The sequence below is a fragment of the Streptomyces acidiscabies genome (assembly GCF_020010905.1).
Lineage (GTDB): Bacteria > Actinomycetota > Actinomycetes > Streptomycetales > Streptomycetaceae > Streptomyces > Streptomyces acidiscabies.
Window position 1 is genome coordinate 3,453,970 of the sequence record NZ_JAGJBY010000001.1, and the last position, 24,163, is coordinate 3,478,132.

Annotated in this window: 21 protein-coding genes; 6 read left to right on the forward strand and 15 right to left on the reverse strand. The window is 70.2% G+C overall.

The features are described 5' to 3' along the window. Positions 1-12: 12 nt before the first annotated feature. The 11 genes from J8M50_RS16030 to J8M50_RS16080 form a co-directional block, all read right to left on the reverse strand. Positions 13-3,531, reverse strand: a complete 3,519-nt coding sequence (locus J8M50_RS16030; RefSeq protein ID WP_010350297.1) for a 5-oxoprolinase/urea amidolyase family protein — start codon at positions 3,529-3,531, stop codon at positions 13-15. Then, the gene (locus J8M50_RS16035) at positions 3,528-4,142 is read right to left on the reverse strand and encodes an urea amidolyase associated protein UAAP2 (protein WP_010350296.1); all 615 of its coding nucleotides are present in this window, start codon (positions 4,140-4,142) and stop codon (positions 3,528-3,530) included. Before J8M50_RS16035 ends, J8M50_RS16030 begins: the two co-directional genes overlap by 4 nt. Next, entirely contained in the window at positions 4,139-4,963 is an 825-nt protein-coding gene (locus J8M50_RS16040; protein ID WP_029183352.1) for an urea amidolyase associated protein UAAP1, read from the reverse strand. Before J8M50_RS16040 ends, J8M50_RS16035 begins: the two co-directional genes overlap by 4 nt. An 840-nt stretch (positions 4,964-5,803) precedes the next feature. Next, complete coding sequence (locus tag J8M50_RS16045) at positions 5,804-6,247, reverse strand: NUDIX hydrolase (RefSeq protein WP_010350294.1); 444 nt, start codon at positions 6,245-6,247, stop codon at positions 5,804-5,806. A gap of 76 nt (positions 6,248-6,323) precedes the next feature. Beyond that, positions 6,324-7,778, reverse strand: a complete 1,455-nt coding sequence (locus tag J8M50_RS16050; protein ID WP_010350293.1) for a cytochrome P450 — start codon at positions 7,776-7,778, stop codon at positions 6,324-6,326. A gap of 35 nt (positions 7,779-7,813) precedes the next feature. Continuing rightward, positions 7,814-8,434 (reverse strand): GTP-binding protein, encoded by a 621-nt coding sequence (locus tag J8M50_RS16055; protein WP_010350292.1) that lies wholly within the window; start codon positions 8,432-8,434, stop codon positions 7,814-7,816. Next, positions 8,415-8,825 carry a DUF742 domain-containing protein gene (locus tag J8M50_RS16060; RefSeq protein WP_010350291.1) on the reverse strand — a complete coding sequence of 137 codons (411 nt, stop codon included), beginning with the start codon at positions 8,823-8,825 and terminating at the stop codon, positions 8,415-8,417. Before J8M50_RS16060 ends, J8M50_RS16055 begins: the two co-directional genes overlap by 20 nt. Further along, entirely contained in the window at positions 8,822-9,229 is a 408-nt protein-coding gene (locus tag J8M50_RS16065; protein WP_010350290.1) for a roadblock/LC7 domain-containing protein, read from the reverse strand. Before J8M50_RS16065 ends, J8M50_RS16060 begins: the two co-directional genes overlap by 4 nt. Continuing rightward, positions 9,226-10,899: an ATP-binding protein gene (locus J8M50_RS16070; protein ID WP_223786211.1), complete on the reverse strand. Its 1,674-nt coding sequence runs from the start codon at positions 10,897-10,899 to the stop codon at positions 9,226-9,228. The genes J8M50_RS16065 and J8M50_RS16070 overlap by 4 nt, the downstream gene beginning before the upstream one ends. Before the next feature lie 270 nt (positions 10,900-11,169). Then, positions 11,170-11,787, reverse strand: coding sequence for a TetR/AcrR family transcriptional regulator (locus tag J8M50_RS16075; protein WP_029183351.1), 618 nt, complete (start codon positions 11,785-11,787; stop codon positions 11,170-11,172). A gap of 25 nt (positions 11,788-11,812) precedes the next feature. After that, on the reverse strand, positions 11,813-12,775 hold the full coding sequence (locus J8M50_RS16080; protein WP_029183350.1) for a pseudouridine synthase: 963 nt from the start codon (positions 12,773-12,775) through the stop codon (positions 11,813-11,815). An 87-nt stretch (positions 12,776-12,862) separates the two neighbouring features. Here J8M50_RS16080 and J8M50_RS16085 point away from each other — a divergent pair, with 87 nt between their 5' ends. After that, positions 12,863-13,453: a GNAT family N-acetyltransferase gene (locus J8M50_RS16085; RefSeq protein ID WP_010350285.1), complete on the forward strand. Its 591-nt coding sequence runs from the start codon at positions 12,863-12,865 to the stop codon at positions 13,451-13,453. A gap of 3 nt (positions 13,454-13,456) precedes the next feature. Here J8M50_RS16085 and J8M50_RS16090 read toward each other — a convergent pair whose 3' ends face one another. The 3 genes from J8M50_RS16090 to J8M50_RS16100 all read right to left on the reverse strand — a co-directional run bounded on the left by J8M50_RS16090 (position 13,457) and on the right by J8M50_RS16100 (position 17,045). Then, entirely contained in the window at positions 13,457-14,965 is a 1,509-nt protein-coding gene (locus tag J8M50_RS16090) for an amino acid permease (protein WP_040835229.1), read from the reverse strand. Positions 14,966-15,104: 139 nt separating this feature from the next. Next, positions 15,105-15,944, reverse strand: a complete 840-nt coding sequence (locus J8M50_RS16095; RefSeq protein ID WP_010350283.1) for a siderophore-interacting protein — start codon at positions 15,942-15,944, stop codon at positions 15,105-15,107. 174 nt (positions 15,945-16,118) lie between these two features. After that, on the reverse strand, positions 16,119-17,045 hold the full coding sequence (locus J8M50_RS16100) for a 5'-3' exonuclease (protein WP_010350282.1): 927 nt from the start codon (positions 17,043-17,045) through the stop codon (positions 16,119-16,121). 195 nt (positions 17,046-17,240) lie between these two features. On the opposite strand from J8M50_RS16100, the gene J8M50_RS16105 reads away from it, so the two are divergent. The 5 genes from J8M50_RS16105 (at position 17,241) to J8M50_RS16125 (ending at position 23,454) form a co-directional block, all read left to right on the forward strand. Next, positions 17,241-18,272 (forward strand): quaternary amine ABC transporter ATP-binding protein, encoded by a 1,032-nt coding sequence (locus J8M50_RS16105; protein WP_010350281.1) that lies wholly within the window; start codon positions 17,241-17,243, stop codon positions 18,270-18,272. Next, positions 18,265-20,067, forward strand: a complete 1,803-nt coding sequence (locus J8M50_RS16110) for an ABC transporter permease/substrate binding protein (protein ID WP_010350280.1) — start codon at positions 18,265-18,267, stop codon at positions 20,065-20,067. The genes J8M50_RS16105 and J8M50_RS16110 overlap by 8 nt, the downstream gene beginning before the upstream one ends. A 313-nt stretch (positions 20,068-20,380) precedes the next feature. Then, positions 20,381-20,974 (forward strand): helix-turn-helix domain-containing protein, encoded by a 594-nt coding sequence (locus tag J8M50_RS16115; RefSeq protein ID WP_010350279.1) that lies wholly within the window; start codon positions 20,381-20,383, stop codon positions 20,972-20,974. 47 nt (positions 20,975-21,021) lie between these two features. Further along, positions 21,022-21,936 (forward strand): LysR family transcriptional regulator, encoded by a 915-nt coding sequence (locus J8M50_RS16120; protein ID WP_029183349.1) that lies wholly within the window; start codon positions 21,022-21,024, stop codon positions 21,934-21,936. A gap of 609 nt (positions 21,937-22,545) precedes the next feature. Continuing rightward, entirely contained in the window at positions 22,546-23,454 is a 909-nt protein-coding gene (locus J8M50_RS16125) for a phosphotransferase family protein (protein WP_029183348.1), read from the forward strand. A gap of 2 nt (positions 23,455-23,456) precedes the next feature. Here the strand turns inward: J8M50_RS16125 and J8M50_RS16130 are convergent, their stop codons facing one another. Further along, positions 23,457-24,137, reverse strand: a complete 681-nt coding sequence (locus tag J8M50_RS16130) for a gamma-glutamyl-gamma-aminobutyrate hydrolase family protein (RefSeq protein WP_010350276.1) — start codon at positions 24,135-24,137, stop codon at positions 23,457-23,459. Positions 24,138-24,163 lie beyond the last annotated feature (26 nt).

Here is a 24,163-nt window from a genome sequence, read left to right on the forward strand (position 1 = left end):
CGTGCTCCTCTTTCAGTTCACGGCCGGGGTCAGGATCAGGAGTGCTGTTCCAGCTTCCACCTGGTCGCCGGGTTTGGTCAGGATCTCGTGGACGATTCCGGGAGTCGGCGCGTTGACGCGTGACTCCATCTTCATCGCCTCCAGGGCCAGGAGGGGTTGGCCCAGGGTGACGTGGTCGCCTTGCTTGACGTTCAACTGCCAGACGGACGCCGCGAATTCGGCCTCGATGAGGCGTCCGCCCGGCGGGATCTCGATGGGGGCGGCCGGGGGCGGTGGGGGTGCGTCGGCGGCTTCGGCTCGGGCGAACTCGCCCGCCTCTTCCCAGGCTTGGCGTTCGGAGGCGAAGGCTTGTTGCTGGGTTCGTCTGAACTCCGTGATGGAGTCGGCGTGTTCGGTGATGAAGCGCTCGTACTCCGCCAGGGAGAACGTACCCTCCTCGACGCGGGGGACGAAGCGGCCGGACGTGATGTCGGCGCGCAGGTCGAGGAGTTCGTCCGCGTCGACCGGGTACCACTTGATGCGGTCGAAGAAGCGCAGGAGCCACGGTTTGCCGGGTTCGAAGGCGCCGCGCTGCTGCCAGGGGGACCAGACCTGGGTGGTGCGGCCGACGAACTGGTAGCCGCCGGGGCCCTCCATGCCGTAGATGCACAGGTAGGCGCCGCCGATGCCGACGGAGTTCTCGGCGGTCCAGGTGCGGGCCGGGTTGTACTTGGTGGTGACCAGGCGGTGGCGGGGGTCGAGCGGGGTGGCGACCGGGGCGCCCAAGTAGACGTCGCCCAGGCCGAGTACGAGGTACTCCGCGTCGAAGACCGTGCGGTGGACGTCGTCCGGGGTGGCGAGGCCGTTGACGCGGCGGATGAACTCGATGTTCCAGGGGCACCAGGGGGCGTCGTCGCGGACGCCGGCCATGTAGCGGGCGATGGCCTCGCGGGTGGCGGGGTCGTCCCAGGAGAGGGGGAGGTGGATCGTGCGGGAGGGGACGGTGAGTTGGTCCGTGGGCGGGAGTGCTGATGCCAACTCGCGTGTGCGGGCGAGGAGTTCGGGCAGGGGGAGGCGGTTCGGGTCCGTCTTGATCTGGAGGGAGCGGATGCCTGGGGTGAGGTCCGTGACGCCCTCGATCGCCGCCCGCGTCACCGCTTCCATGAGGGCGTGGACGCGTATGCGCAGCGCCAGGTCCAGGTGCATGGGGCCGAATTCGACCAGGAGGTTGTCGTCGCCGCTGCGGCGGTAGGTGACGTCGCCTTCGCGGGCCAGGATGCCGCCGTCCACGATTTCCGCGCGTGCGGCGCCTGTCGGGTCGACCGGGGTGAAGCGGACCGTGTCGCCGGGGCGGAGCTGGCCCAGCTTCCAGCGTTCCGTGGAGTGGATCGTCGCCGGGCAGACGAAGCCGCCGAGGGAGGGGCCGTCCGGGCCGAGGAGGACCGGCATGTCGCCGGTGTAGTCGACGGCGCCCACGGAGTACGGGGTGTCGTGGATGTTGGAGGGGTGCAGGCCGGCTTCGCCGCCGTCGGTGCGGGACCAGCGGGGTTTCGGGCCGACGAGGCGGACGCCGGTGCGGGCCGAGTTGAAGTGGACTTTCCAGTCGGCGGCGTAGAAGTCGTGGATGTCGGCTTCGGTGAAGAACTCCGGGGCGGCGTGGGGGCCTTCGGTGACGGCGAGGTGCCAAGTGGAGTTGAAGGCGGGGGAGTTGACTGGGTGAGGGGTTTTTTCTCCGGTGGCGATGCAGTTGGGGTGTAGTACGTCCCCCGGTCGCAGCGTCCTCCCCCCGTGCCCGCCGAACCGTCCCAGCGTGAACGTGCTTGCGCTGCCCAGGAATTCGGGTACGTCCAGGCCGCCCGCGAACAGTACGTACGTCCGCAGTCCGTGTTCCGTCGGAGCCCCGACCTTCAGTACGCCCCCGGCCGGCACCGTCACCGGCTCCCACTGCGGAGCCTCCGCACCGTCCACCGTCACCGGCGCCGGTGCGCCCGTCACGCACACCCGCGCCGCGTGCGTGAACCTCAACTCCGGGCCCTGGAGCGTGCATTCGAGCCCAGCCGTGCCCTCCGGGTTCCCCAGCGCCAGGTTCCCGGCCCGGAACGAGCGGTCGTCCATCGGGCCCGACGGCGGGACACCCACCTGCCAGTGCCCGGTGCGGCCGGGCCAGTCCTGGACCGTCGTGAGCGTTCCGGCGGACACGACCTCGATGCGGGGCGTCGGGTCGGTGACCGTCGTCAGGGTCGCCGTGGAGTGGGCCGCCGACCTGAACTCGCCCTGCTCCAGCGCCGCTCGCAGCAGGCCGAGGTTCGTCTCGATGCCGTCGACCCTGGTGCCGGCCAGCGCCTCGGACAGGCGGCGCAGCGCGTCGGCGCGGTCGGTGCCGTGCGCGATGACCTTCGCGAGCATCGGGTCGTACGCCGTCGTCACCTCCGTGCCGGTCTCCACCCAGCCGTCGACGCGTACGCCGTCCGGGTAGGCGACCCGCGTCAACAGGCCTGCGCTGGGGCGGTGTTCGCGGGTGGGGTCCTCGGCGTAGAGGCGGGCCTCGACGGCGTGGCCGCGTGGCTGGGGCGGGGTGCGGACGATGTTCCGGTCGCCCTGGGCCAGGCGCAGCATCCAGGCGACCAGGTCGACGCCGTAGATCTCCTCCGTGACCGGGTGTTCCACCTGGAGGCGGGTGTTGACTTCCAGGAAGTACGCCTCCTCGCGGGTCGCGTCGTACACGAACTCGACGGTGCCCGCCGATCGGTAGGCGACCGAGGCGCACAAGTCGTGGGCGCTGGCGGTGAGTTGGTGTCTGATGTGGTCCGGGAGGCCGGGGGCCGGGGCCTCCTCGATCACCTTCTGGTTGCGGCGCTGGAGGGAGCAGTCGCGGTCGCCGAAGGTGACGACCTTGCCGGTGCCGTCGCCGAAGACCTGGACCTCGACGTGGCGGGCGTGTTCCACCAGGCGTTCCAGGAAGACGCCGGCCGAGGAGAAGGAGGCGGCGGCCACGCGGTGGACCGACTCCCAGGCGGCGGTGAGGTCTTGGGGCGTGCGGCAGGCCGACATGCCGATGCCGCCGCCTCCGCCGGTCGCCTTCAGCATCACCGGGTAGCCGATCGACTCGGCCTGTTCCAGGGCCACTTCGAGGGAGGGGAGCAGGTCCGTGCCGGGGGCCAGGGGGACGCCTGCCGCCTGGGCCGCTGCCCGTGCCGTGTGTTTGGCGCCGAAGAGGTCCAGGTGGGTGGGGGTGGGGCCGACGAAGACGATGCCCGCGGCCTCGCAGCGGCGGGCGAAGTCGGCGTTCTCCGAGAGGAATCCGTAGCCGGGGTGGATCGCTCCCGCGCCGGTGTCCTGTGCGGCCTTCAGGACGAGGTCGGGGTTCAGGTACGAGTCCTTCGCCGGGGCCGGGCCCAGGCGGACCGCCTCGTCGGCTAGGCGTACGTGGGGGGATGCGCGGTCCGGGTCGGAGTACACGGCGACTGTGCGCAGGCCTAGTTGGCGTGCCGTGCGGATGATGCGGGCGGCTATCTCGCCCCGGTTGGCTATGAGGAGGGTGTCGAAGGTCATGCCTGTTCCGCCTCCCCGTCCGGTGCCCCTTCGATCGTCATCTCCACCGCCGTCGGGTCGAAGCCGTTGCACGGGTTGTTGATCTGGGGGCAGTTGGAGACCAGGACCAGGACGTCGCGGTCCGCCCGCAGGGTCACGGAGAGGCCGGGGGAGGAGATGCCGTCGACGATGCCCAGCGTGCCGTCCTCGTCTACGGGGACGTTCATGTACCAGTTGATGTTCGACACCAAGTCCCGTTTGCCGAGGCCGTACTTGGCGCCCTCCGCGAGGAAGTTGTCCACGCATGCGTGCTGGGACCAGGTGTGGTGGCCGTAGCGGAGGGTGTTCGACTCCTTCGAGCAGGCGCCGCCCACCGTGTCGTGGCGGCCCACGTCGTCCCTCGTCACCGTCATCAGCGGGGTGTGTTCGTTCGACAGCAGCACGCTTCCCGTCGTCAGGAAGATGGTGCCCTGGGCGTGGATCGTGTCCGGGGCGCTGTAGCGGATCGTCGTGTCCTGGGCGTCGTACACCAGGAAGTCGACGGCCTGGTTGCCGTGCAGGTCCGTGATCGTGAGGGACTCGCCCTTCCGTACCGTCGCCGACCATGCTGACCGGGGGGCTACCACCGTCATGCCTGACCCCTTGCCGTGAGGAACTCTGCGGTGTTCAGGAACGCTCTGCGGGCCTCCGGGGTGGACGTCCACAGGGGGTCCTGGTCCGTCGTGGGGGCCGCGCGCCAGGCCAGTACCTCCAGGGGGGTACACGTGTAGTCCTCGCGGGGGTCCGACGGGTGGGGGACGTTCGCGATCAGGATCGTTACGTCCTGTTCCGTGCGGAGGGTGATGCCGGCGCCGGGGCCTGCGGAGCCGGTGAAGTCGACGGTGCCGTCCTGCTGGATGTGTACGCCCTGGAAGAACGACAGCGACGGGGGGAGGTCCCGGGGGTCCAGGCCGTTCTTCGCCGCCGCGAGTTTCAGGAGTTCTCTGCCTGCGGGGGTGGGGGACTGGGGGGTGCCGTCGCCGTAACGGGCCTTGTTCCGTACGAGAGTTGACGTGCCGCACAGGGCGTCGTGCCGTCCCGACGTGTCCTGCGTGATCGTCGCCAGGACCCTTCCCTGGTCCGAGAGGAGGAGTGTGCCCTCCGTGACGTACGCGTTCCACTGGACCTTCACCGTGTCCGCGACGTTCAGACGTTCCCAGGGGCGGGTGTCGGCGTACAGGAGGATGTGCGCGCAGGCGTCTCCCTCTACGTCCGTGAGCCTCAACTCCGTTCCCCTGGCCAGCGTGCGGTGTGTGTAGTTGCCTCCCGCCACCGTTTCCGCCCACGTCAAATGGCCTGCTTCACACGGTGGTTGCGGCCACTCTCTCGCCGGTATCACCGGCATGGCCGCTGCCTTCGTGCCTTCCTGGGCTCTGGCGTGGGCGCGGGCTCCGTGCGGGGTGGCTGTTGCCATGAGGGCCTCCGGGCGGGCGGTTTCTGTCGCTCGACAGAAATTAGAGGCGGGGGGATTCGGGGGGATTGCTTGGGGGTTTCGGTGGGGTTGCGGGGGGCTCACGTGTGCGGCGGGGACAAACTTTTCCTCGCCCCCGCCGCCCCTACCCGTCCCATCCCTGGGGGCGCTGCCCCCAGACCCCCAGGGGGAGTTGGGGTGGGGGTGAGGCGGGGGTTGGGTGTTGGGGGGCAAGTGTGGGGCGCGAGGCGCGGGGAGCCGTGCGTGGGTGTGGGGTGGTAGGAGGTGGGCGCAAAACGCAGGGTTGGCGGGCGTGTACGGGCGTGGAGTGCCGGGGGCGGGTGCGGGAACTGCGTACTAGTGCAGGGTGTGAGGTGCCAGGGGCGTGCGTGGTACGGAGTGCCGAACGCGGAGAGCCGTGCGCGAGCGTGGGGTGGTGGGAGGTGGGCGCAAAACGCAGGGTGCGGGGGGTGTGCGGGCGTGGAGTGCCGGAGGCGAGGGGTGGTTGCGGGAACTGCGCACTAGTGTGCGGTGCGGTGCGGTGCAGCGGCTGAGAGGTGCGTGAGGCGCCGGACGCGCGGTGCGCGTGTGTGGTGTCGCGGGGCGTCAGGCGCAAGGTGCGTGGTGCCGGATTGCCGGGAACTGCGCGCGGGCGCGTGGTGTGGGTGTGTGATGTGGGGTGCCGTGCGCGAGTGGCAGGCGGTGGGCGCAAAGCGCGGGGGTGGGTGCGGGGAGTCGCACGCGAGCGTGCCGTGTGGGGCTCGGGTTGGGGGTGCCTCGTGCGGGGTGTGCGGCGGTGTCGGTTCGTGTTTCTTGTGGTGCTGTTCCCGGGGGCCGGTGTCGTCAGGCGGGCCCGTTTTCCCAGCCGTGGATCGAGAACGGTTCGTTTCTCAAGTGGTGGGCTATTCCCAGGGCGTTGTACGGGACCGTGTTCGGTGGGAGGTCGGTTGGGGGGTGCCAGGCGATGCCCGCGCATTTTGCGGGTTCCGCGTTGTGCGGGGTGTTCGTCCAGTGCGTGGGTTTGAAGAACCAGCCGATGCGGTGGCCGCCCTCGGGGTTGCGGTAGTGCATGACGTGGACGGGGATCAGGGCCGGCAGGGCGATGTGGACGCCTACCTCCTCCAGGGCCTCGCGAGCTGCTGCCTGGGCGACGGTTTCGTTCTCGACCTTTCCTGAGGGCAGGTTGAGCATGCCGTCGGCGTAGCCGGTGTTCCGGCGTTCGGCGAGGAGGATGAGGCCGTCGCGTTCCAGGATGACCATGACGTCGATGACGGGGTGGATCGGCATGAGGGCTCTCCTGTTGTGATCAAGGGGAGTTGAGGGGGTCCGCCGCGCAGGCCGCCCCCTGAAACCCCGTGCCCCCTCAGTACCCCCGCCACCACGTCAGCACCCGCCGCCACACCCCCGGCCGCCGCTCCTCGACCACCGGCGGCGTCACCGGCGTCACCGCCACCGTCGGCTCTTCCGCCGCGACCTCCGCCACTACCTTCCGCCGCGTCGGCAACGGCCAACTCCCCCGAGGCTGAGGCAAGTTCGCATGGCTCGGCTTGTGCGTGATGTCCTGCTGCGGCTTCGGGTCGAAGTGGACCGGCAACGAGACCAGATGCCGGGAGGAGATGGACTGGGTGTAGCTCAACTCGGATTCGGGGCAGTCGAGTTGGACGTCGGGGAGGCGGAAGAGCAGCGCGTCCACGCCCACGTCGGCGATCGCACGGCCCACGTCCTGGCCGGGGCATTCGTGCGCGCCGCTGCCGAAGGCCAGGTGGGACCGGTTCCCGCGCATGTTCGCCGAGAGGTCGGGCCGCATCAGGGGGTCGACGTTCGCGGGGGCCGGCGCGAAGAGGAGCCCGTCGCCCTTGCGGATGCGCTGCCCGCCCAACTCCGTGTCGACCTTGGCGAAGTAGGCGAAGATCGTGCTGAACGGCGGGTGGTCCCACAGGGATTGCTCCACCGCCTCGGGCACGGTCATCTGCCCGCCGTTGAGCCTGGCGTAGAAGCGGGGGTCGATGATGACCTGGAGCAGCACGCTGGACAGCAGGTTGACGCTGGCCTCGTACGCGGCGAACAGCAACAGCCGCAGGTGTTCCCGGACTTCGTCGTCGGTGAGCTTCGCGGGGTGCGTGACGAGCTTGCTCGCCGCGTCGTCGGAGGGTTCGGCGCGCCGGCGGGCGGTCAGCCGGCTGAGCGCGTCCATGACGTACCCGTGACTGGCGATGGCCGTCTCGGTCCCCTTGAGCGCGTCGCGCGCCGCGTGCACGAGCCGGTCGTTGTACTCCTCGGGCATGCCGAGGACGTGGCACATGACGGCCATCGGCAGATGCTCGGCGAACTGCGAGACCAGTTCGGCCTTCCCGCTCTCGCAGAACTCGTTGACGAGCCGCTGCGAGGACCGGTTGATGTACCGGCGCAGCGTCCGGTCGTCGAGCCCCTCCATGGACGCCTTGACGGCCGCGCGCAGCCGCTTGTGCTCGTCGCCCTCGGCGTGCGAGGCGATGGGCTGCCACGCGATGTGCGGCATCAGCGGGTGGTCGGGCTTGACCTGCCCCTCGACGAGCGGCGTCCAGATCCGGCTGTCGCGGGTGAAGTGCGTGGGGGAGCGCACCATGTGCAGGTTCTCGGCGTGCCCGAGGACGATCCAGATGGGTACGTCGTCGTGGAGGAGGACCGGCGCGACGGGCCCGTGCTCCTCGCGCAACTGCTCGTACAGCGCGTTGAGATCCTCGGAGCCGGGCCCGAACAGCCGGGTCAGTCCCCCCGCACCGCGCCCGTGGGCGGGGCAGCCGACGGGGGGTTCGGTGGTGGTGTGGTCAGACGTCACGGGAAGAGGTCGCTTTCATGACGTGGACGGCGGCGTCAGACGAGAGCGCCGTTGTCCAGAAGGGTGTTGAGGAAGGCCATGAGGGTCGTCAGGAGGTCCCGGCTGGAGGCGCGCCGCCGTACGTCGCACTCGATGATCGGGATCCGGGGATGCAGGTCAAGTGCCCCACGCAGCACGGGAATCGGGTAACGGGGCCCGTCGGGAAAGGTGTTGACGCCGACGATGAACGGCACCCCGCGCTCTTCGAGCCGCCCCATCACCTCGTAACTCACGTCCATCCGCCGGGTGTCGACGAGGACGACCGCCCCGAGCGCCCCTTCGAACAGGCCGTTCCACAGGAACCAGAACCGCTCCTGGCCGGGCGTCCCGAAGAGGTAGAGCACGAACTCGTCGCTGATGCGGATGCGCCCGAAGTCCATGGCGACGGTGGTCGCGGTCTTCGTGTCGGAGCCGGGGTCGTCGTCGACGCCGATCCCGGCCTGCGTCATGGTCTCCTCGGTGGTCAGCGGCCTGATCTCGCTGACGGAGCCGACCATGGTGGTCTTGCCGACGCCGAACCCGCCCACGATGACGATCTTCGCGGCGGCGGCGGTGGAGTGCGGGAGCCGGTCCTCGGCGCGTGGGCCGGGGAGCGTGTCAGAGGCGTTGAAGTCCATGCATCACCGCTTCGAGGAGGGACCGGTCGGGGATCTTCTGCCGGACGACGGGGGCGCGCGAGTCGAGGAGTCCGGCCGCGAGCATGTCGGTGATCAGCACGGACACGACGCTGAACGGCAGGGAGAGGTACGCGGACACCTCGGCCAGGGACAGCGGCGTCGCGCACATCCGCAGCACCACCGTCCGCTCGGGGCCGGTCGAGGAGTTCGGCTCGGTCCGCGCCACGACGAGCGTCACCAGGTCGAGGGGGGCGCGCTCGCCGTCGGCGTCCGAGATCGTGTAGAGCCGTTCGGGGGCCTTCTTCTCCTTCCCGTCCCCACCCGCCGCCGGTTCGGCCGGCTTGGGCAGGGTGCGCAGGGCGCCGCGTCGACGGCGTTGCGGAGGAGTCATACGCTCTGCCCTTTGTGCCGGGGCGGGCTCGTGAGGTGCGATCCGATGCGTACGACGAGGTCGCGCATGTGCAGGCTCATCGCGCCCGGCTCGCAGCGCACGTCGGACAGGACGGCGAGGAAGGCGCCGGCGCCCGCGGCCATCAGGTAGAAGTAGCCGCCGTCCATCTCGATGACGACGAGTTTCATGTCGCCCCGGACGGTGGGGATCTCCTCGGCGACGGCCCCGGCGAGGCTCTGGAGGCCCGCGCAGGCGGCGGCGACGCGGTCGGCGGCGTCCGTGTCGCCGCCGTAGCGGGCGATGCGCAGCCCGTCGGCGGAGAGCACCACGATCATCTCGATGCCCGGGACGCCGCTGTAGAGCTCCTTGAGCATCCAGTCGAAGTTGGCGCGCTGCTTGATCACGTCGGGTCCCCTTCGTCGTCGGCCGTGGCCTTGTCGTCGATCAGGTGCAGGTATGCGGTGGGATTGCGGGTGAAGTCGGTGGGGTGGACGCCTTCGGGCGTGTTGTCCTTCAGGCCCGCCCAGAACGCCTCGAAGCCGAGGCCGGGCGCGGGACCGCTCGGCGCGGGCTTGGCCAGCACGCGCGCGGCGGCCTCCGCCCACATCTCCTCCTCCTCGTCGACCGCCACCGGCTCGCCGCGCTCGGCGGCGGCCTTCTCGGCGGCCTCCTCGGCGAGCTGGCGCCGGTAGGCCTCCGGGTAGGAGTCGAGGATGGAGACGACGGCCTTGCTGCGCCGCTGCGGCAGCCCCTCGGTCGTCCACTCGGTGACCTCGGGGGTCTCCTCCTCCATGGACACCCCCTCGGGCAGCCGGGGACTGGTCGGCCGGCGCTTCTTCGGCCTGCGCTGAGGGCCCTTGACGCCGCCGAGGTCGAGGGTCGGGGTGGCGCCCGCGCCGATGCCGTGCGCGTAGATCGTCTCCGGGCCCTCGGTGAGCATCTCGGCGGGCACGATCAGGACGGCGCGGACCCCGCCGTACGCCGAAACCCGCAGCGAGCACTGCATGTTGAACGTCGTGCACAGCCGGCCCACCACCGCGAGCCCGAGCTGCGGGGCGCCGCCGTCGTCGTGGATGTCCTCGCCGCGCTTGGCGTCCTCCAGGATGCGCTCGACGCGCGCGCGGCCCTCCTCGCTGAGGCTGACGCCGGCGTCCTCGATCTCGATGGCGATGCCGGTCTGCACCTCGATCGCGTTCACGTGGACCGTGCTCGCCGGAGGGGAGAACCGCGTCGCGTTGTCCATGAGTTCGGCGCACGCGTGGATGACCGGCTCCACCGAGATGCCCCGGATGTTGACCTTCGCGATCGACTCCAGCTTGATCCGCGGGTACTCCAGGATGCGCGACATGCCGCCGCGCAGCACGCTGTACAGCGGCACCGGCGCGGGCCACTGGCGGCTCGGCCTGCCGCCGCCGATGACGCCGACCGAGTCCGCGAGGCGGCCGATCATCGCCGTGCCGTGGTCGATGCGCAGCAGGTCGTCGAAGACGTGCGGGTTGTTGCCGTGGTCGTACTCCATCTCCAGCAGTTCGTCGTTCTGCTGGTGCACGATCGCCTGGATGCGGCGGGCGACCGAGGTGTACGACCGCAGCGCCGAGTCCCGGAGGTTCTCCTGGTGCTCGACGATGTCCAGGACCCGGGTGACGACGCCCGCCTGGGCGCGGTCGAGGTCGCGGAACGTCGGGTCGATGTCCGGCATCAACTGGACCACTTCCCGGGGGGAGTTGCCCGCCCTCAGCACCTTCACCGCCGTCGGGATGTGGTCCTCGACGACTCTCAGGTTGAGGTTCGCGTACGTCTCGATCCGCCGCTCCAGCGCGGCCGTACGGCGCTCCGCGTCCGCGCGCAGCTCCCGGAGCCGGCGTCCGCGCCGGACCACCTCCACCGCCGTCATCACCACCAGCACCGTGGCCACGGCCCCGCACACGCCGACCGCGACCCGAGCCGACCGCGGGACCAGCGCGAGGGCCGCCCCGCTCACCGCGGTCATCAGTATCGCCGGGGGCAACAGCACCCGGGCGAAGGGGCGTTCACGCCCGGGCGGGGACTGTGTCGAGGACTGAGCACTCACCATGAGGGACCCTCTGTCGGGAATTGTCCGCATCTTCAGAACATTCGGGAACAAGCGCACGAATCCATCTCAACTCGGTGCGCCGCGGGCGAGCTTAGTCCGACCGGATCAACGCCGGGTCATGTTCGGCAACCGCCTGAAAGGGATCCCCCTGTGGGGGTATGGTCGTTCGGTTTGCGCGCTGCGGAATCGTTCGAACGCGTACGGTGACCGGGTACGGATGTGCGAGAGTTGACGCCGGAGCGGGTGAACCCCGGCGCTGGGTACGGGAGTTCAGGCGCCCGCGATCCTCAGCGCCGCGTCGGCCGTCGCCCGCGCGAACTCCGAGACCGGGCGGTCCGGGTCCGAGCGGTGGACCAGGATCACGCCCTCGATCAGGCCGAAGACCAGGTCGGTACGGAGGTTCAGCTCGCCGTCCGCCAGGGACGTCGCCTCCGCCACCAACGCCCGGTACGCCGCCTTCAGTTCATCCCGGGACTCCCTGAAGCCCGCGAAGCGTTCCCCCCGCACCTCGGGGAGCAGATACAGGCCGCCCAGGTTGTGCTCGCCGCCGCACAGCACCTCCACGTCCGCCCGGCACAGCTCCCACAGGCGGTCCCTGGCCGGCTGCTCCTTCGCGAGCAGCGCCTGCGCGTACGCCAGCGACGGGGACACCGTCGACTCCAGCAACTCCGCGAGCAGTTCCTCTTTGCCGGACACGTAGTGGTACATCGTCGCCTGGCGCATTCCCGCCCGCTCCGCCACCGCCCTCGTGCTCGTCGCCGCGTACCCCTTCACGGTGAACAGTTCCGCCGCGGCCGTCAGAAGCTCGCTCCGGGGGTCCGCGCCGCGTCCCGCGCGCTCCACCGCCCGGGGGCGTCCCACACGTCGTCCACCTGGGGTTGTTGCCATGAAGGGATCCTCGCACACGTGCGTTTTATGCCGGTGGAGCTGCCCCCGACCACTCCTCGTACGCCTCCCACGCCTCCAGCGTGCGCCTGCTGTGCAGGTGGTGCTCCCTGCCCGTGACCGGGTCCGTGAAGTGGAGTTCCCCGGCGAGGAGTTGGAGCGGGCGGTGGAAGTCCGTCGGGGGGATGGGAGGGTGGACCTCCGGGTACAAGGGGTCGCCCAGGATGGGGATCCCCAACGACGCCATGTGCACCCGGAGTTGGTGCGTCTGGCCCGTCTCCGGGGTCAGGCGGTACCGGGCCAGGTTCTCGCGGTGCGCCGTCTCGGCGATGTGCGTGATCGCGTTCGGAGGGCCCGGGATCTCCAGCGTCGTCAGGGAGGTGCGGGGTTTCTCCATGCGGGAACTCAGGGTGCGGGGGAGAGGTTCGCGCGGGGTGCGGGGGGCCACCGCCTCGTACACCTTCCGGATCTTCCGGTCCCTGAACAACGTCTGGTACGCGCCCCTGTCCTCCGGGCGGACCGTGAACATCACGAGGCCCGCCGTCAGCCGGTCCAGACGGTGGGCCGCGCCGAGGGCGGGGATGCCGAGGTCCTTGCGGAGACGGGCCAGCGCCGTCTGCGTGATGTGGCTGCCTCGGGGGGTGGTGGCGAGGAAGTGGGGCTTGTCGGCGACGAGGAGGTGGGCGTCGCGGTAGACGATGTCGATGGCGAAGGGTACGGGGGTCTCGGGCGGGACTTCCCGGTGGAACCACACGTACGCCCCCGGCGCGAAGGGGCTGTCCCCGTCCAGGGCCTGCCCATCGACGCCGACGATCTCACCTCTCCGGAACAGTCCCTCGATGACACCCTCTCCGGCGCCGCTGAGCCGCCCCACGAGGTACTCCTGGACCGTCTCCCACGCCCCCTCCCCGGGCAGCCGCACCCGGACCGGGTCCACGCCGTCCCGCTGGGGGAGGGGGGAGGGAGGGGCGGGGGTACGACGGCGTCTCATGGCAGGTCAGGGTACGGGGTGGGAGTTCGGGCCTTGTCCGTCAGAAATTCTCTGCGTCTCAGCAGGCATCCCCGGCAGGATCTGCACATGCCCTTTCTCACCGCCCCAGTGCTCCCCGCCGGAACCCTCTCCAGCCGTCCCCAGCCCCGCCTGCCCACGGCGGACGGGCTGTTGCTGCGGCCCTTCGAGGCGGGGGACGTGGCTGCTGTGCATGCCGTTTTCCAGGACCCGGTGATGCATCGGTGGCACCTGCGGGCGGCGCAGTCGTTGGAGGAGGTCGGGGGGTGGGTGGAGGAGTGGCGGGGACAGTGGTCGGGGGAGAGGAATGCTCAGTGGGCGGTTGTTGATGCCGGGACCGATGTGTTGCTCGGGCGGGTCGCGTTGCGGGCGATCGTGCTCGATGACGGTCACGCCGAGATGGCGTACTGGACGGCTCCCGAGGCCCGAGGCCGGGGCGTGGCCGCGCGAGCCACCGCCGTACTGAGCCGGTGGGCCCTGGACGACGTCGGGTTCCACCGGCTGGAGCTTCAGCACGCCACCGCCAACAACGCCTCCTGCCGGGTCGCCGTAAAAGCCGGCTTCACGCTGGAGGGCACCCGGCGAGGCGCGGGCCTCCACGCCGACGGGTGGCACGACATGCACCTCCACGCACGGGTGCAGGGAGACCCGGCCCCCTGAGAGTCACGACGTGCGCCGGGCCCGGTACACCACCCCCAGCGCCACCGTCGCCCCCAGGAACAGCACCGTGAACCACTGGAAGTACCAGTGACCGCCCTCCGGGTCGTACACGGCCGCTCGGGGCCAGGCGAGGTTGATGGTCATCAGGACGCCGTAGGTGACTGCCAGCGCGTTGATCGGGAGACCCCAGCGGCCCAGCGAGAACAAGGGAGCGCCTGTTTCGTCCGTGCCCTCCGAGTGGGCCCAAGTGCCGCGTACGCGTTGGACGAGGAGCGGGCCCGTGACCATCGCGTAGGCCAGGTACAGCATGACGATGCAGGTCGTGCCGATCGCCAGAAATGCTTCCGGGGAAGTGAAGTTGAGCAGGAGCAGGGCTGCCGCGAGGGTGCCTACGGTCACTGCGGGGGCCGTCGGCATACCGGTGCGGGGGTTGACGCGGGACAGGGTCCGCGCGAGCGGCAAGTGGCCGTCCCGGGCCATCGAGAAGAGCATGCGGGAGGCGGACGTCTGGATGGCCAGGGTGGCTACCGCGATGGCCACCACCACGTCGGCCAGCAACGCCTTGCCCACCCCGTCGCCGAGGCTGCTCGTCAGGACGTAGCTCAGGCCGTCCGTCGCCAGCCGGCCGTCCGTGAGGCTGGGGGCGGCGAGGATGCCGGCGAGGACGATCAGGCCGCCCAGGAGACCGGCGGCGGTCAGGGCCGTGAGGATCGTGCGGGGGGCCGTGCGGCGGGGATGGTGGGTCTCCTCGCTCATCTCGCCCGCGCTGTCGAAGCCGATCATGACGTACGCGGCGGTGAAGGAGCCGACGAGGAGCGCGCCCAACAGGCCGTCCTGAGCGGCCCCTTGAGTGTGGAACGTGATCGTCGGGGTGCGTTCCGAGTGCGTCAGCAGCAGGACGACGATGAGGATCGCGCCGATGATCTCCGCGGTGACGCCGATGCGGTTGACGGCGGACAGGACGCGGTTGTCCAGGACGTTGACCACGGTCGTCAGGGCGAGGAGGGCCACGCCGAGGAGCGCCGCGTTGGCCGCGCCGTCGGGGGACGTGGGGGCGGGGTCCGTGCCGATGAGCTGGAAGCCGGACCACAGCGCGGGGAGGACCATCTGGAGCGCGAGGGCCGCCGCGGCGACCACCACGATCTGGCCGATCACCATGATCCAGCCCGCGAACCAGCCGAACGCGGGCGTGGAGAGCCGGGACGACCACTGGTAGATCGCCCCGGAGATCGGGTACCGCGCGGCGAGTTCGGCGAAGCAGGCGGCCACCGCGAGCTGGCCGAGCAGCACCACCGGCCAGGCCCAGAAGAAGACGGGGCCGCCGAACGCGTACCCGAAGGCGAAGAACTGGAAGACGGTGGTGAGGACGGAGATGAAGGAGAACCCGGCGGCGAAGGAGGCGTACCGGCCGAGGCTGCGGTGCAGTTCCTGGCGGTAGCCGAACTCCGCCAGGGAGTCGGAGGGTTGAGCTGTCGTGGAGTGGACGTCGGGGAGGGGAGGAGTGGTCGTCACGGCGGCACCTGCCTTGGGCGCGTGCTCCAGCACGTATTCCTGTCGGGTGACAGAAATTAGGGAGGTGCTGTTGCGTACGCGTCACGCGGGCGTGTCCGAGACGGACCCAACTCCTCACGGGCCCCCGGGTGTCAGGGCCTCACGCCGCCGGAGTCTCCTGCTCCGCCTCGATCCGCGCGTTCCACTCCCGCTTCGACGCCTGCCACCCGTCCTCGTCGTGCCCGAGCCGCCAGTACCCGGAGATGGACAGGTCGTCGCGGGTCAACTCGCGCTCGACGCGCAGCAGTTGCCGCAGCTCCTTCACGAAGTGCGCCTCGCCGTGGACGAAGGCGTGCACGCGCCCCTCGGGCCACTCAAGCTCGCGTACGGCCGGGACGAGTAGATCGCCCACCGGCCGATCGCCCCGGTGCAGCCACGTGACTTCGATGTCGGAGTCGATCTTCTGCTCCTCCTCGGGCCCGGAGACCTCGACGAAGGCGTGGGCGACGGCACCGGCGGGCAGCGCCTCAAGGGCGGCGGCGATCGCGGGCAACGCGCTCTCGTCCCCGGCGAAGAGGTGCCAGTCGGCGTCGGGGGAGGGGGCGTAGGCGCCGCCGGGGCCCATGAAGTGGGCGGTCTCGCCCGGCTGGACGCGCATCGCCCAGGGTCCGGCGAGCCCCTCGTCGCCGTGCAGGACGAAGTCGAGGGTCAGCTCACGGTGTTCCGCGTCCCAGTGGCGGACCGTGTAGGTACGGGTCACCGGCCACTGTTCGCGGGGGAGTTCCTCGCGGATGCGTTCCACGTCGAAGGGTTCCGGGTAGGAGACCCCCTCGGGAGCGAACAGCATCTTGACGTAATGGTCGGTGCAGGTGCCCGCCGCGAATTCGGCCAGCCCCTCGCCGCCGAGCACGACCCGTTGCATGTGCGGGGTGAGCCGTTCAGTGCGGACGACCCGCGCGGAGTGGGGCTTCCGCGGCTTCCGTGCCGGACGTTCTGACATGACGGCCTCCCACGATGTTATGGTTAGGTTTACCTAAGTTAGCATCACTCCCCCCACTCTCGCCCCCCTCACCAGAGGGCTTGTTCGCGTGTTCCCGCACGACCCCCGTCCACCTGCGGAAACGCCCCTGCTTCTTTGCGAGAACATGACTTCCGGAACGGGAAGTCCGTCACCTCACCGGGTCCCCTCCAGCGTCCCCAGCAACCTCCCCAGCGACCCGCCCAACCCCCACCGCGCACCCAGCGCCGCCGCCAGTCCGCCGTCCCGCGCCCCCCGCGGCAACGCCGTCTCCACCTCGGGCAGCGGTACGTCCCCGGCGACCTGCACGACCTTCGGCGCGACGGCGACGTACGGCCGCGACTCGTCGAGCCGCTTGCGCTGCGAGGGCGTCAGCTTCGACGCCGGGTCGTCCACGGCCGCCATGATCCCGGCCAGGTCCCCGAACTCGGCCAGCAGTTTCGCCGCCGTCTTCTCCCCGATCCCCGGCACACCGGGCAGCCCGTCGCTCGGGTCGCCCCGCAGGAGCGCGAGGTCCGCGTATCCGCGCCCGTCGACCCCGTACTTCTCGCGGAGTACGGCTTCGTCGGTGATCTGGAGCGTGCCGACGCCCTTGATCGGGTACAGGACGCGGACTCCCCGTACGTCGTCCACGAGCTGGTACAGGTCGCGGTCCCCGGTGACGATGTCCACCGGCCCCTTCGCACGCGCGGTGAACGTCCCGATCACGTCGTCGGCCTCGTACCCCTCGACCCCCACCCGCGCGATGCCCACCGCGTCGAGCACCGCCTCGATGATCGGCACCTGCGGCGACAGCGTGTCCGGGATCTCCTCGGCGTCGGGGCCGGCCGGACGCTCCTCGGCGACCCGGTGCGCCTTGTACGACGGGATGAGGTCGACGCGCCACTGGGGGCGCCAGTCGGCGTCCATGCAGGCCACGAGCTCGTCGGGGTGGTGGTCCTTGACCAGCCGGTCGATGAACTCCAGGAGGCCGCGCACCGCGTTCACAGGTGTCCCGTCCGGCGCCTTCACGGACTCCGGGACGCCGAAATAGGCGCGGAAGTAGAGGGAGGCGGTGTCGAGAAGCATCAGTCGTCCGGTCACCCCCGCATCATGCCGCACGGCACTGACAGCGACCTGTCCGCGTTCACCCCCGTGGCCGCGTGCGCGCCCTGTGACCTGGGACACCTGTGGGTTTGGCCGGAAAAGGTCCGGGCAGGCGCGCCCTCGGAGCGGCGTCCGTTGCGTACTCGGCAACCCGTTGCGCTCCCGACCATGTCCCCGACCGGAGAGGTGCGCGTGTCCGCCACGCTAGAGGCAGACCAGATCTACAAGGTGTTCGGCAGAAAACCGGACGCCGCCGTCGAGCGGCTCAGAAAGGGGGAGACCCGCGAGGACCTGCGCGCGGACGGCGCCATGCCCGCCGTCATCGACGCGTCCTTCACCGTCGAACCCGGCTCGATCTTCGTCGTGATGGGCCTGTCGGGCTCCGGCAAGTCGACGCTGCTGCGGATGCTGAACGGCCTCCTGGAACCGACCGCCGGGCACGTCCGCTTCGACGGCCAGGACCTGACCGCGCTCGACGACCGCGCGCTGCGGGAGGTGCGTGCGCGGAAGATCTCCATGGTCTTCCAGCACTTCGCGCTCTTCCCCCACCGCACGGTCCTCGACAACGCGGCGTACGGCCTCGCCGTCCAGGGCGTCCCGCGCCCCGAGCGCGAGCAACGCGCCACCGAGGCGCTGAAGTTGTGCGGCCTGGAGGGCTGGGAGTCGTCCTGGCCCGACGAGTTGTCCGGCGGTATGCAGCAACGCGTGGGCCTGGCCCGCGCGTTGGCCACCGATGCCGACCTCCTGCTGATGGACGAGTCGTTCAGCGCGCTGGACCCGCTGATCCGCCGCGACATGCAGGACCAGCTCCTCACGCTCCAGCAGACCCTGAAGAAAACCATCGTGTTCATCACCCACGACCTCAACGAGGCGATGCGCCTCGGCGACCGCATCGCCGTCATGCGCGACGGCCGCATCGTCCAGAACGGCACCGCCGAGGACATCCTGCTGCGCCCGGCGGACGACTACGTCGCCTCGTTCATCCAGGACGTCGACCGCTCGCGCGTGCTGACCGCGTCCGCCGTCATGGACACGGACGCGCACGACACGGACTGCTCGTGCGAGACCGTGACGCCGGAGACGTCGTTCACGGAGCTGTGCGGGATCTGCGCGCGCGTGGATCACCCGGTGGCCGTGCTCGACGACGCGGGGACGGTCGTCGGGGTCGTCACGTCGGATCTGCTGGTCGGGGTCATGGCCGAGGAGGCGGGTACGCATGCCTAGGCTGCATCTGGGGGACTGGGTCGACTCCGGTGTGGACTGGCTCGTCAACCATCTCGCCTGGCTGTTCGACGCGGTGAAGGCGGTGGTCGAGGGGCTGTACGACGTCCTCGACGCCGTGCTCAACGCGCCGCAGCCGCTGCTGCTCGCGGGCATCCTCGCCGTACTCGCCTGGTGGCTGCGCGGGCTCACGGCGGGCGTGCTGTCGTTCGCCGGGTTCGCGCTGATCGACTCGCTGGACCTGTGGGAGAAGTCGATGTCGACGCTCTCGCTGGTGCTGGTCGCGACCTTCATCGCGCTGGTGATCGCCCTGCCGCTCGGCGTGTGGGCGGCGCGGTCCAAGGCGGTCAGCGCGGCGGTGCGGCCGGTGCTCGACCTGCTCCAGACGATGCCGTCGATGGTCCTGCTGATCCCGGCGATCCTCTTCTTCGGCATGGGCGTACCGGCCGGGGTCGTCGCCACCCTCGTCTTCGCGGTCGCGCCGGGCGTCCGGATGACCGAGCTGGGCATCCGGCAGGTCGACGCCGAACTCGTCGAGGCCGCCGAGGCGTTCGGCACGACGCCCCGCGACACCCTCTTCCGCGTGCAACTGCCGCTCGCCCTGCCGACCATCATGGCCGGCGTCAACCAGGTCATCATGCTGGGCCTGTCCATGGTCGTCATCGCGGGCATGGTCGGCACGGGCGGACTCGGCGGCGCCGTCAACGAGGCCATCGGCCAGCTCGACATCGGGCTCGGTTTCGAGGCCGGGCTCGGGATCGTCGTCCTCGCGATCTACCTCGACCGGATGACGGGCGCGCTCGGCACCCGCCTCTCGCCGCTCGGGCGCCGGGCGGCGGCGAAGGCGAAGGGGAGCGCATGGACGTACCGGCCGCGTCCGGCCGTGGCGATGTCCTGCGTGACCGTGCTCGCGGTCGTCGCGGGCGGGCTCGGGGTGTTCGGCGGGAACGGGGCTCCGGCGCACGCGTCGGGGACGGACGTCGGGCGCGGGCAGGAGATCAAGCTCGGCTACATCCCGTGGGACGAGGGGATCGCGTCCACGTACCTGTGGAAGGAGATCCTCCAGGAGCGCGGCTTCAAGGTGACGACCACGCAGTACGCCGCAGGTCCCCTCTACACCGGCCTCGCCACCGGCCAGCTCGACTTCCAGACGGACTCCTGGCTGCCGACCACCCACGCCGAGTACTGGAAGAAGTACGGCGACAAGCTCGACGACCTCGGCGCCTGGTACGGCCCGACGTCCCTGGAGCTGACCGTCCCGTCGTACGTGAAGGACGTCAACTCCCTTGCCGATCTGAGGAGTCGGTCCTCGGAGTTCGGCGGGCGCATCGTGGGGATCGAGCCCAGCGCCGGGATGATGGGGCTGCTGAAGGACAAGGTCGTCGAGGAGTACGGGCTCGACGGGTACGACGTCGTCGACGGCTCGACCCCGGCGATGCTGGCCGAGCTGAAGCGGGCGTACGCGCGCAAGCAGCCGATCGTCGTCACGCTGTGGTCGCCGCACTGGGCGTACAGCCAGTACGGGCTGAAGAAGCTGGCGGACCCGCGCGGGGCCTGGGGCAAGGGCGATCAGGTGCACACCATCGCCCGGTCCGGGTTCGCGGAGGACCAGCCCGAAGTGGCGCGCTGGCTCAAGGAGTTCAGGATGACCGAGGCACAGCTGACGTCTCTGGAGGCGCAGATCCAGAAGTCCGGGAAGGGTAAGGAGCAGGACGCCGTACGGACCTGGCTCAAGGCGAACCCCGGGCTGGTGGAGAAGTGGGCCCCGGTGCGGAGCGAGGCCGCTGCGGCACGGTAAGGATTCGGCCAACCACACAGCGTCATGCCGTACCCCGAAGTCACCCTTCGGCCCCCCGCGCGGGAGCCGGACGGGTGACTTCGGGGCGTACGGGGCGTACGCTCGCGACCCGCCGGGGGGCCGGGGACCGTTTCCGCGGGCTTTGTGGGTGTGATCCACTGGCGCGAACCCGTGCGTCGAGCGTGACGGGGTGTGTCGTCGATGTGACGGGCACATGAAACGGTTTGCGGAACATGCGTAGGGTGCAGAGAACTCATCAGACGGCGTGTGCACGGCGACGCGGACCGACGAGCTGGAGGAGGGAGCCGGAGCTATGGGCGACCACAAGGAACGGCCCCTGCGCGTGGGGGCGGCCGTACGGCGTCGGAGGCATGCGCTCGAACTGACGCTGGCGGCTGTCGCCGAGCGCAGTGGGCTGTCCGTGCCGTTTCTCAGCCAGATCGAGAACGATCGGGCCCGGCCTTCCACGGGGTCCCTGGAGAAGGTCGCGGACGCGCTCCGTACGACCGCCGTCGAGCTGCTTGCCGCCGCCGATCCCGCTTGCAGTGTTGATGTCGTCCGTGCGGACGAAGGCGAGGACGGGGGTGTGGCTGGGGGTGTTGCCGGGGGTGCTCCTCAGTCCCGGTCTCTCGTTCGTGGGCATCACCAGATGCATGCCACCGAGTTCACCGGTGACCATGACGCCGGGCGTGAATTCCAGTACCGCAACGACCAGTTGATGTACGTCGCTGATGGTGCCCTCGAGGTTGAGGCGGAGGGGCGGGCGTATCGGCTCGGGCGGGGGGACACGCTGTATCTGACCGGTGGGGTTCGGCATCGGTGGCGGGCCACCGTTCCCGATACGCGGATTCTGGTCGTGGCCGTTGCCGAGCACATCGAGGCTGTGCGGGGTGGGAAGCAGCGGTAGGTGGGGTTGACCTGGGGTTATGGGGGCTCTGGGCATAAGCTGGTGTTATGAGCAGTGATGGTGTGGTGGTTCCCCTTTCCCATCGGGTGCCTGATCTTGGTGCCCTTGAGTTGTTGCTCGCTGTTGCCCGGGTGGGGAGTCTGGGGGCCGCCGCGCGTGAGCTGGGGATCACGCAGCCTGCCGCCAGCAGTCGGGTTCGGTCCATGGAGCGGCAGCTTGGCGTTGCGCTCGTCGATCGGTCGCCCCGCGGGTCTCGGCTCACCGATGCGGGCGCCCTTGTCACCGACTGGGCTCGGCGGATCATCGAGGCTGCCGAGGCGTTCGATGTCGGGGCTCAGGCGCTTCGGGATCGGCGGGACTCCCGGTTGCGGGTCGCTGCGAGTATGACCATCGCCGAGTATCTGTTGCCGGGGTGGTTGTTGGCGCTTCGGGCTCAACGGCCTGATACGGCTGTGTCGTTGCTTGCCGGGAACTCCGCTGCTGTGGCTGAGCAACTGTTGGCGGACGAGGTCGATCTTGGGTTCGTGGAGGGGTTGAGTGTGCCTGCGGGGCTTGATTCCGCCGTTATTGGGCACGACCGGTTGATCGTCGTCGTTGCGCCTGGGCATCCCTGGGGGCGGCGGCGGAAGCCTTTGCGGGGGGAGGAGTTGGCCGCGACTCCTCTTATTCTTCGGGAGAAGGGGTCCGGGACTCGGCAGGTGTTGGATGCGGCGCTTGGTGGGCTGGTTCTTCGGCCGTTGATCGAGTTGTCGTCGACTACTGCGGTGAAGGCGGCGGCGGTTAGTGGGGCTGGGCCTGCTGTGTTGAGTGAGCTGGTGGTGGGGGAGGAGTTGGCTATGCGGAGGTTGGTGTCCGTGCCGGTGGAGGGGGTGGCGTTGGGGCGGGAGTTGAGGGCGGTGTGGAGGGCTGGGCATCGGCCGGTGGGGCCTGCGCGGGAGTTGTTGGCGCTGACTCGGGGGTGACGGGCCTTTGCCCACCCGCCCGCCCGACTCGGTTTGTTGGAAGGGCGAGGTCTGAGGTGGGGGGTTCTGGAGGGGTGGGGGGTGCGGGTTCGGTTGTGGCTGGTCGCGCCCGCGTGGCGGAGCCGCATGTTGATGCAGCCCCGCGCCCCTGAAGTGGGTGGCTTGTGGTGGTGTTCGGGTGCGGGTTCGTCGTGGTTGTTCGCGCAGTTCCCCGCGCCCCTGAAAAGGGGGTGGCTTGTGGTGGTGTTCGGGTGCGGGCTCGTTGTGGTTGTTCGCGCAGTTCCCCGCGCCCCTAAGGGGTGGCTTGTGCTGGTGTTTGGGCGCGGGCTCGTTGTGGCTGGGCGCGCAGTTCCCCGCGCCTCTTAGGGGCGTTGGTGTGGCCGTGGGTTTGGGGGGCTCAGCGTGCTGTCCTTCGGGGCCTCGGCCCACGGTGGAGCTGTCGTTCCGGTTCGTGTCTTGCCTACCCTTCGCGCCGGGGACTTGCGACGAACCCTGCCGTTCTGCCGGTGCGGCATAGCCGCATAATGCTCACGTTTTTGCGGGAGTTCACCTACCTGCTCCTTGGAAAAGCAGTGGGCATCCCCACCCCTCCCCACCCACCATGTCCCCATGAACTCCGCCCCTCCCGCCACCGGCGTCCGCCTCGACTGGGAAGCCCTGCCCGCCTCCGTGCGTGACGCCGTCGCGGGGATACTCGGTGCGCCCGTTGTGCGCGCTGTTACTCAGCGGGGTGGGTTTTCGCCGGGAGTTGCTGCTCGGGTGGTGACCCGTCACGGGAAGCGTGGGTTCGTTAAGGCCGTCAGTGGGGACGTGAATTCTTTCAGTCCCGTTCTGCATCGGCGGGAGGCCCGGAACGCTGCGGCGTTGCCCAGAGAGGTGCCCGCGCCGAAGTTGTTGGGGGTGCATGATGACGGGAACTGGGTTGCCCTCGTGTTTGAGGACGTTGATGGGCGGCAGCCTCATATGCCCTGGAGGGCAGGGGAGTTGCAGGTTGTGCTGGACGCCGTCGGGGAACTCGGGCGGGTTCTGACCCCCGCCCCGTTCGATGCGCCTCCCGCCGAAGAGGACTTGGCGGACGCGTTCGGCGGCTGGCCGGAGCTGGTGGAGCAAGGGCTTCCGGTCCTCCAACGGGCCGACGGCTGGGAGGAAGCCGTACGAGGGGACACCCTCGCGCACGGAGACCTGCGAGCCGACAACGTCCTGTTGGCCGGCGACACCGACCGCGTCTGGTTCGTCGACTGGCCCCACGTCACCAGAGCCGCCCCCTGGTTCGACCTCCTGCTCCTGCTCCCCAGCGTCCGCGCACAGGGCGGCCCGGACCCGGAGACCGTGTTCACGGAACACCCCCTGGGCCGCAGGGCCGACCAGGACGCGGTCACCGTCGCCCTGGCCGCGCTCGCCGGATACTTCCTGGGCCATGCGGGCAGACCCGCCCCACCCGGCCTCCCCACCCTGCGCCCCTTCCAACAGGCCCAGGGAGACGCCGCGTTGGACTGGCTCCGCACCCGCGTCCGGTGACCTCAGCCCGCCGCCTCGACCAGCGCCCGCATCACCCGCAGGTCGTCCCCCATCTCGGGATGCCACTGAACCCCGAGCGTCCACCCCCCGCCCCGCTCGACAGCCTCGACCGTCCCGTCCTCGGCATACGCGGAGGCGACCAGCCCGGCCCCCAGCCGATCGACCGCCTGATGGTGATACGTCGGAACACTGGACGCCTCCGCCACGATCCCCTCGTACAGAGTCCCCGCGACCGGCGTGACGGTATGCCGCCCGAACACCCCCGGCGCCTTCACATGCCCCTCCATGTGCTGGACGAGGGTCCCGCCGAGGGTGACGTTGAGGAGCTGCATCCCCCGGCAGATGCCGAGCAGGGGCACGCCGGAGGAGAGGGCCGCTGAGATCAACGCCGTTTCCCAGGCGTCGCGTTCGCGCGCGGGGACATCCGTACGGGCCTCGCGCGAGGCCCCGTACAGAGCGGGATCGACGTCGGGCCCCCCGGAGATGACGAGCCCGTCGAGCCGGGCGACGACAGACGCGGCGCGCGCGGGCGCGTCCGGCGGCAGCATCGCCGCGATCCCCCCGGCCCGCTGCACGAGCCGGGGATAGCCGGCGGGCAGCAGCGCCGCCTCCATCTCCCAGATGCGCCAGCGAGCGGCGGGCTCCAGGTAGGTGCTGATCCCGATGAGCGGCGTACCGGCCATGAACCCTCCAGGTAATGGACTCCAGG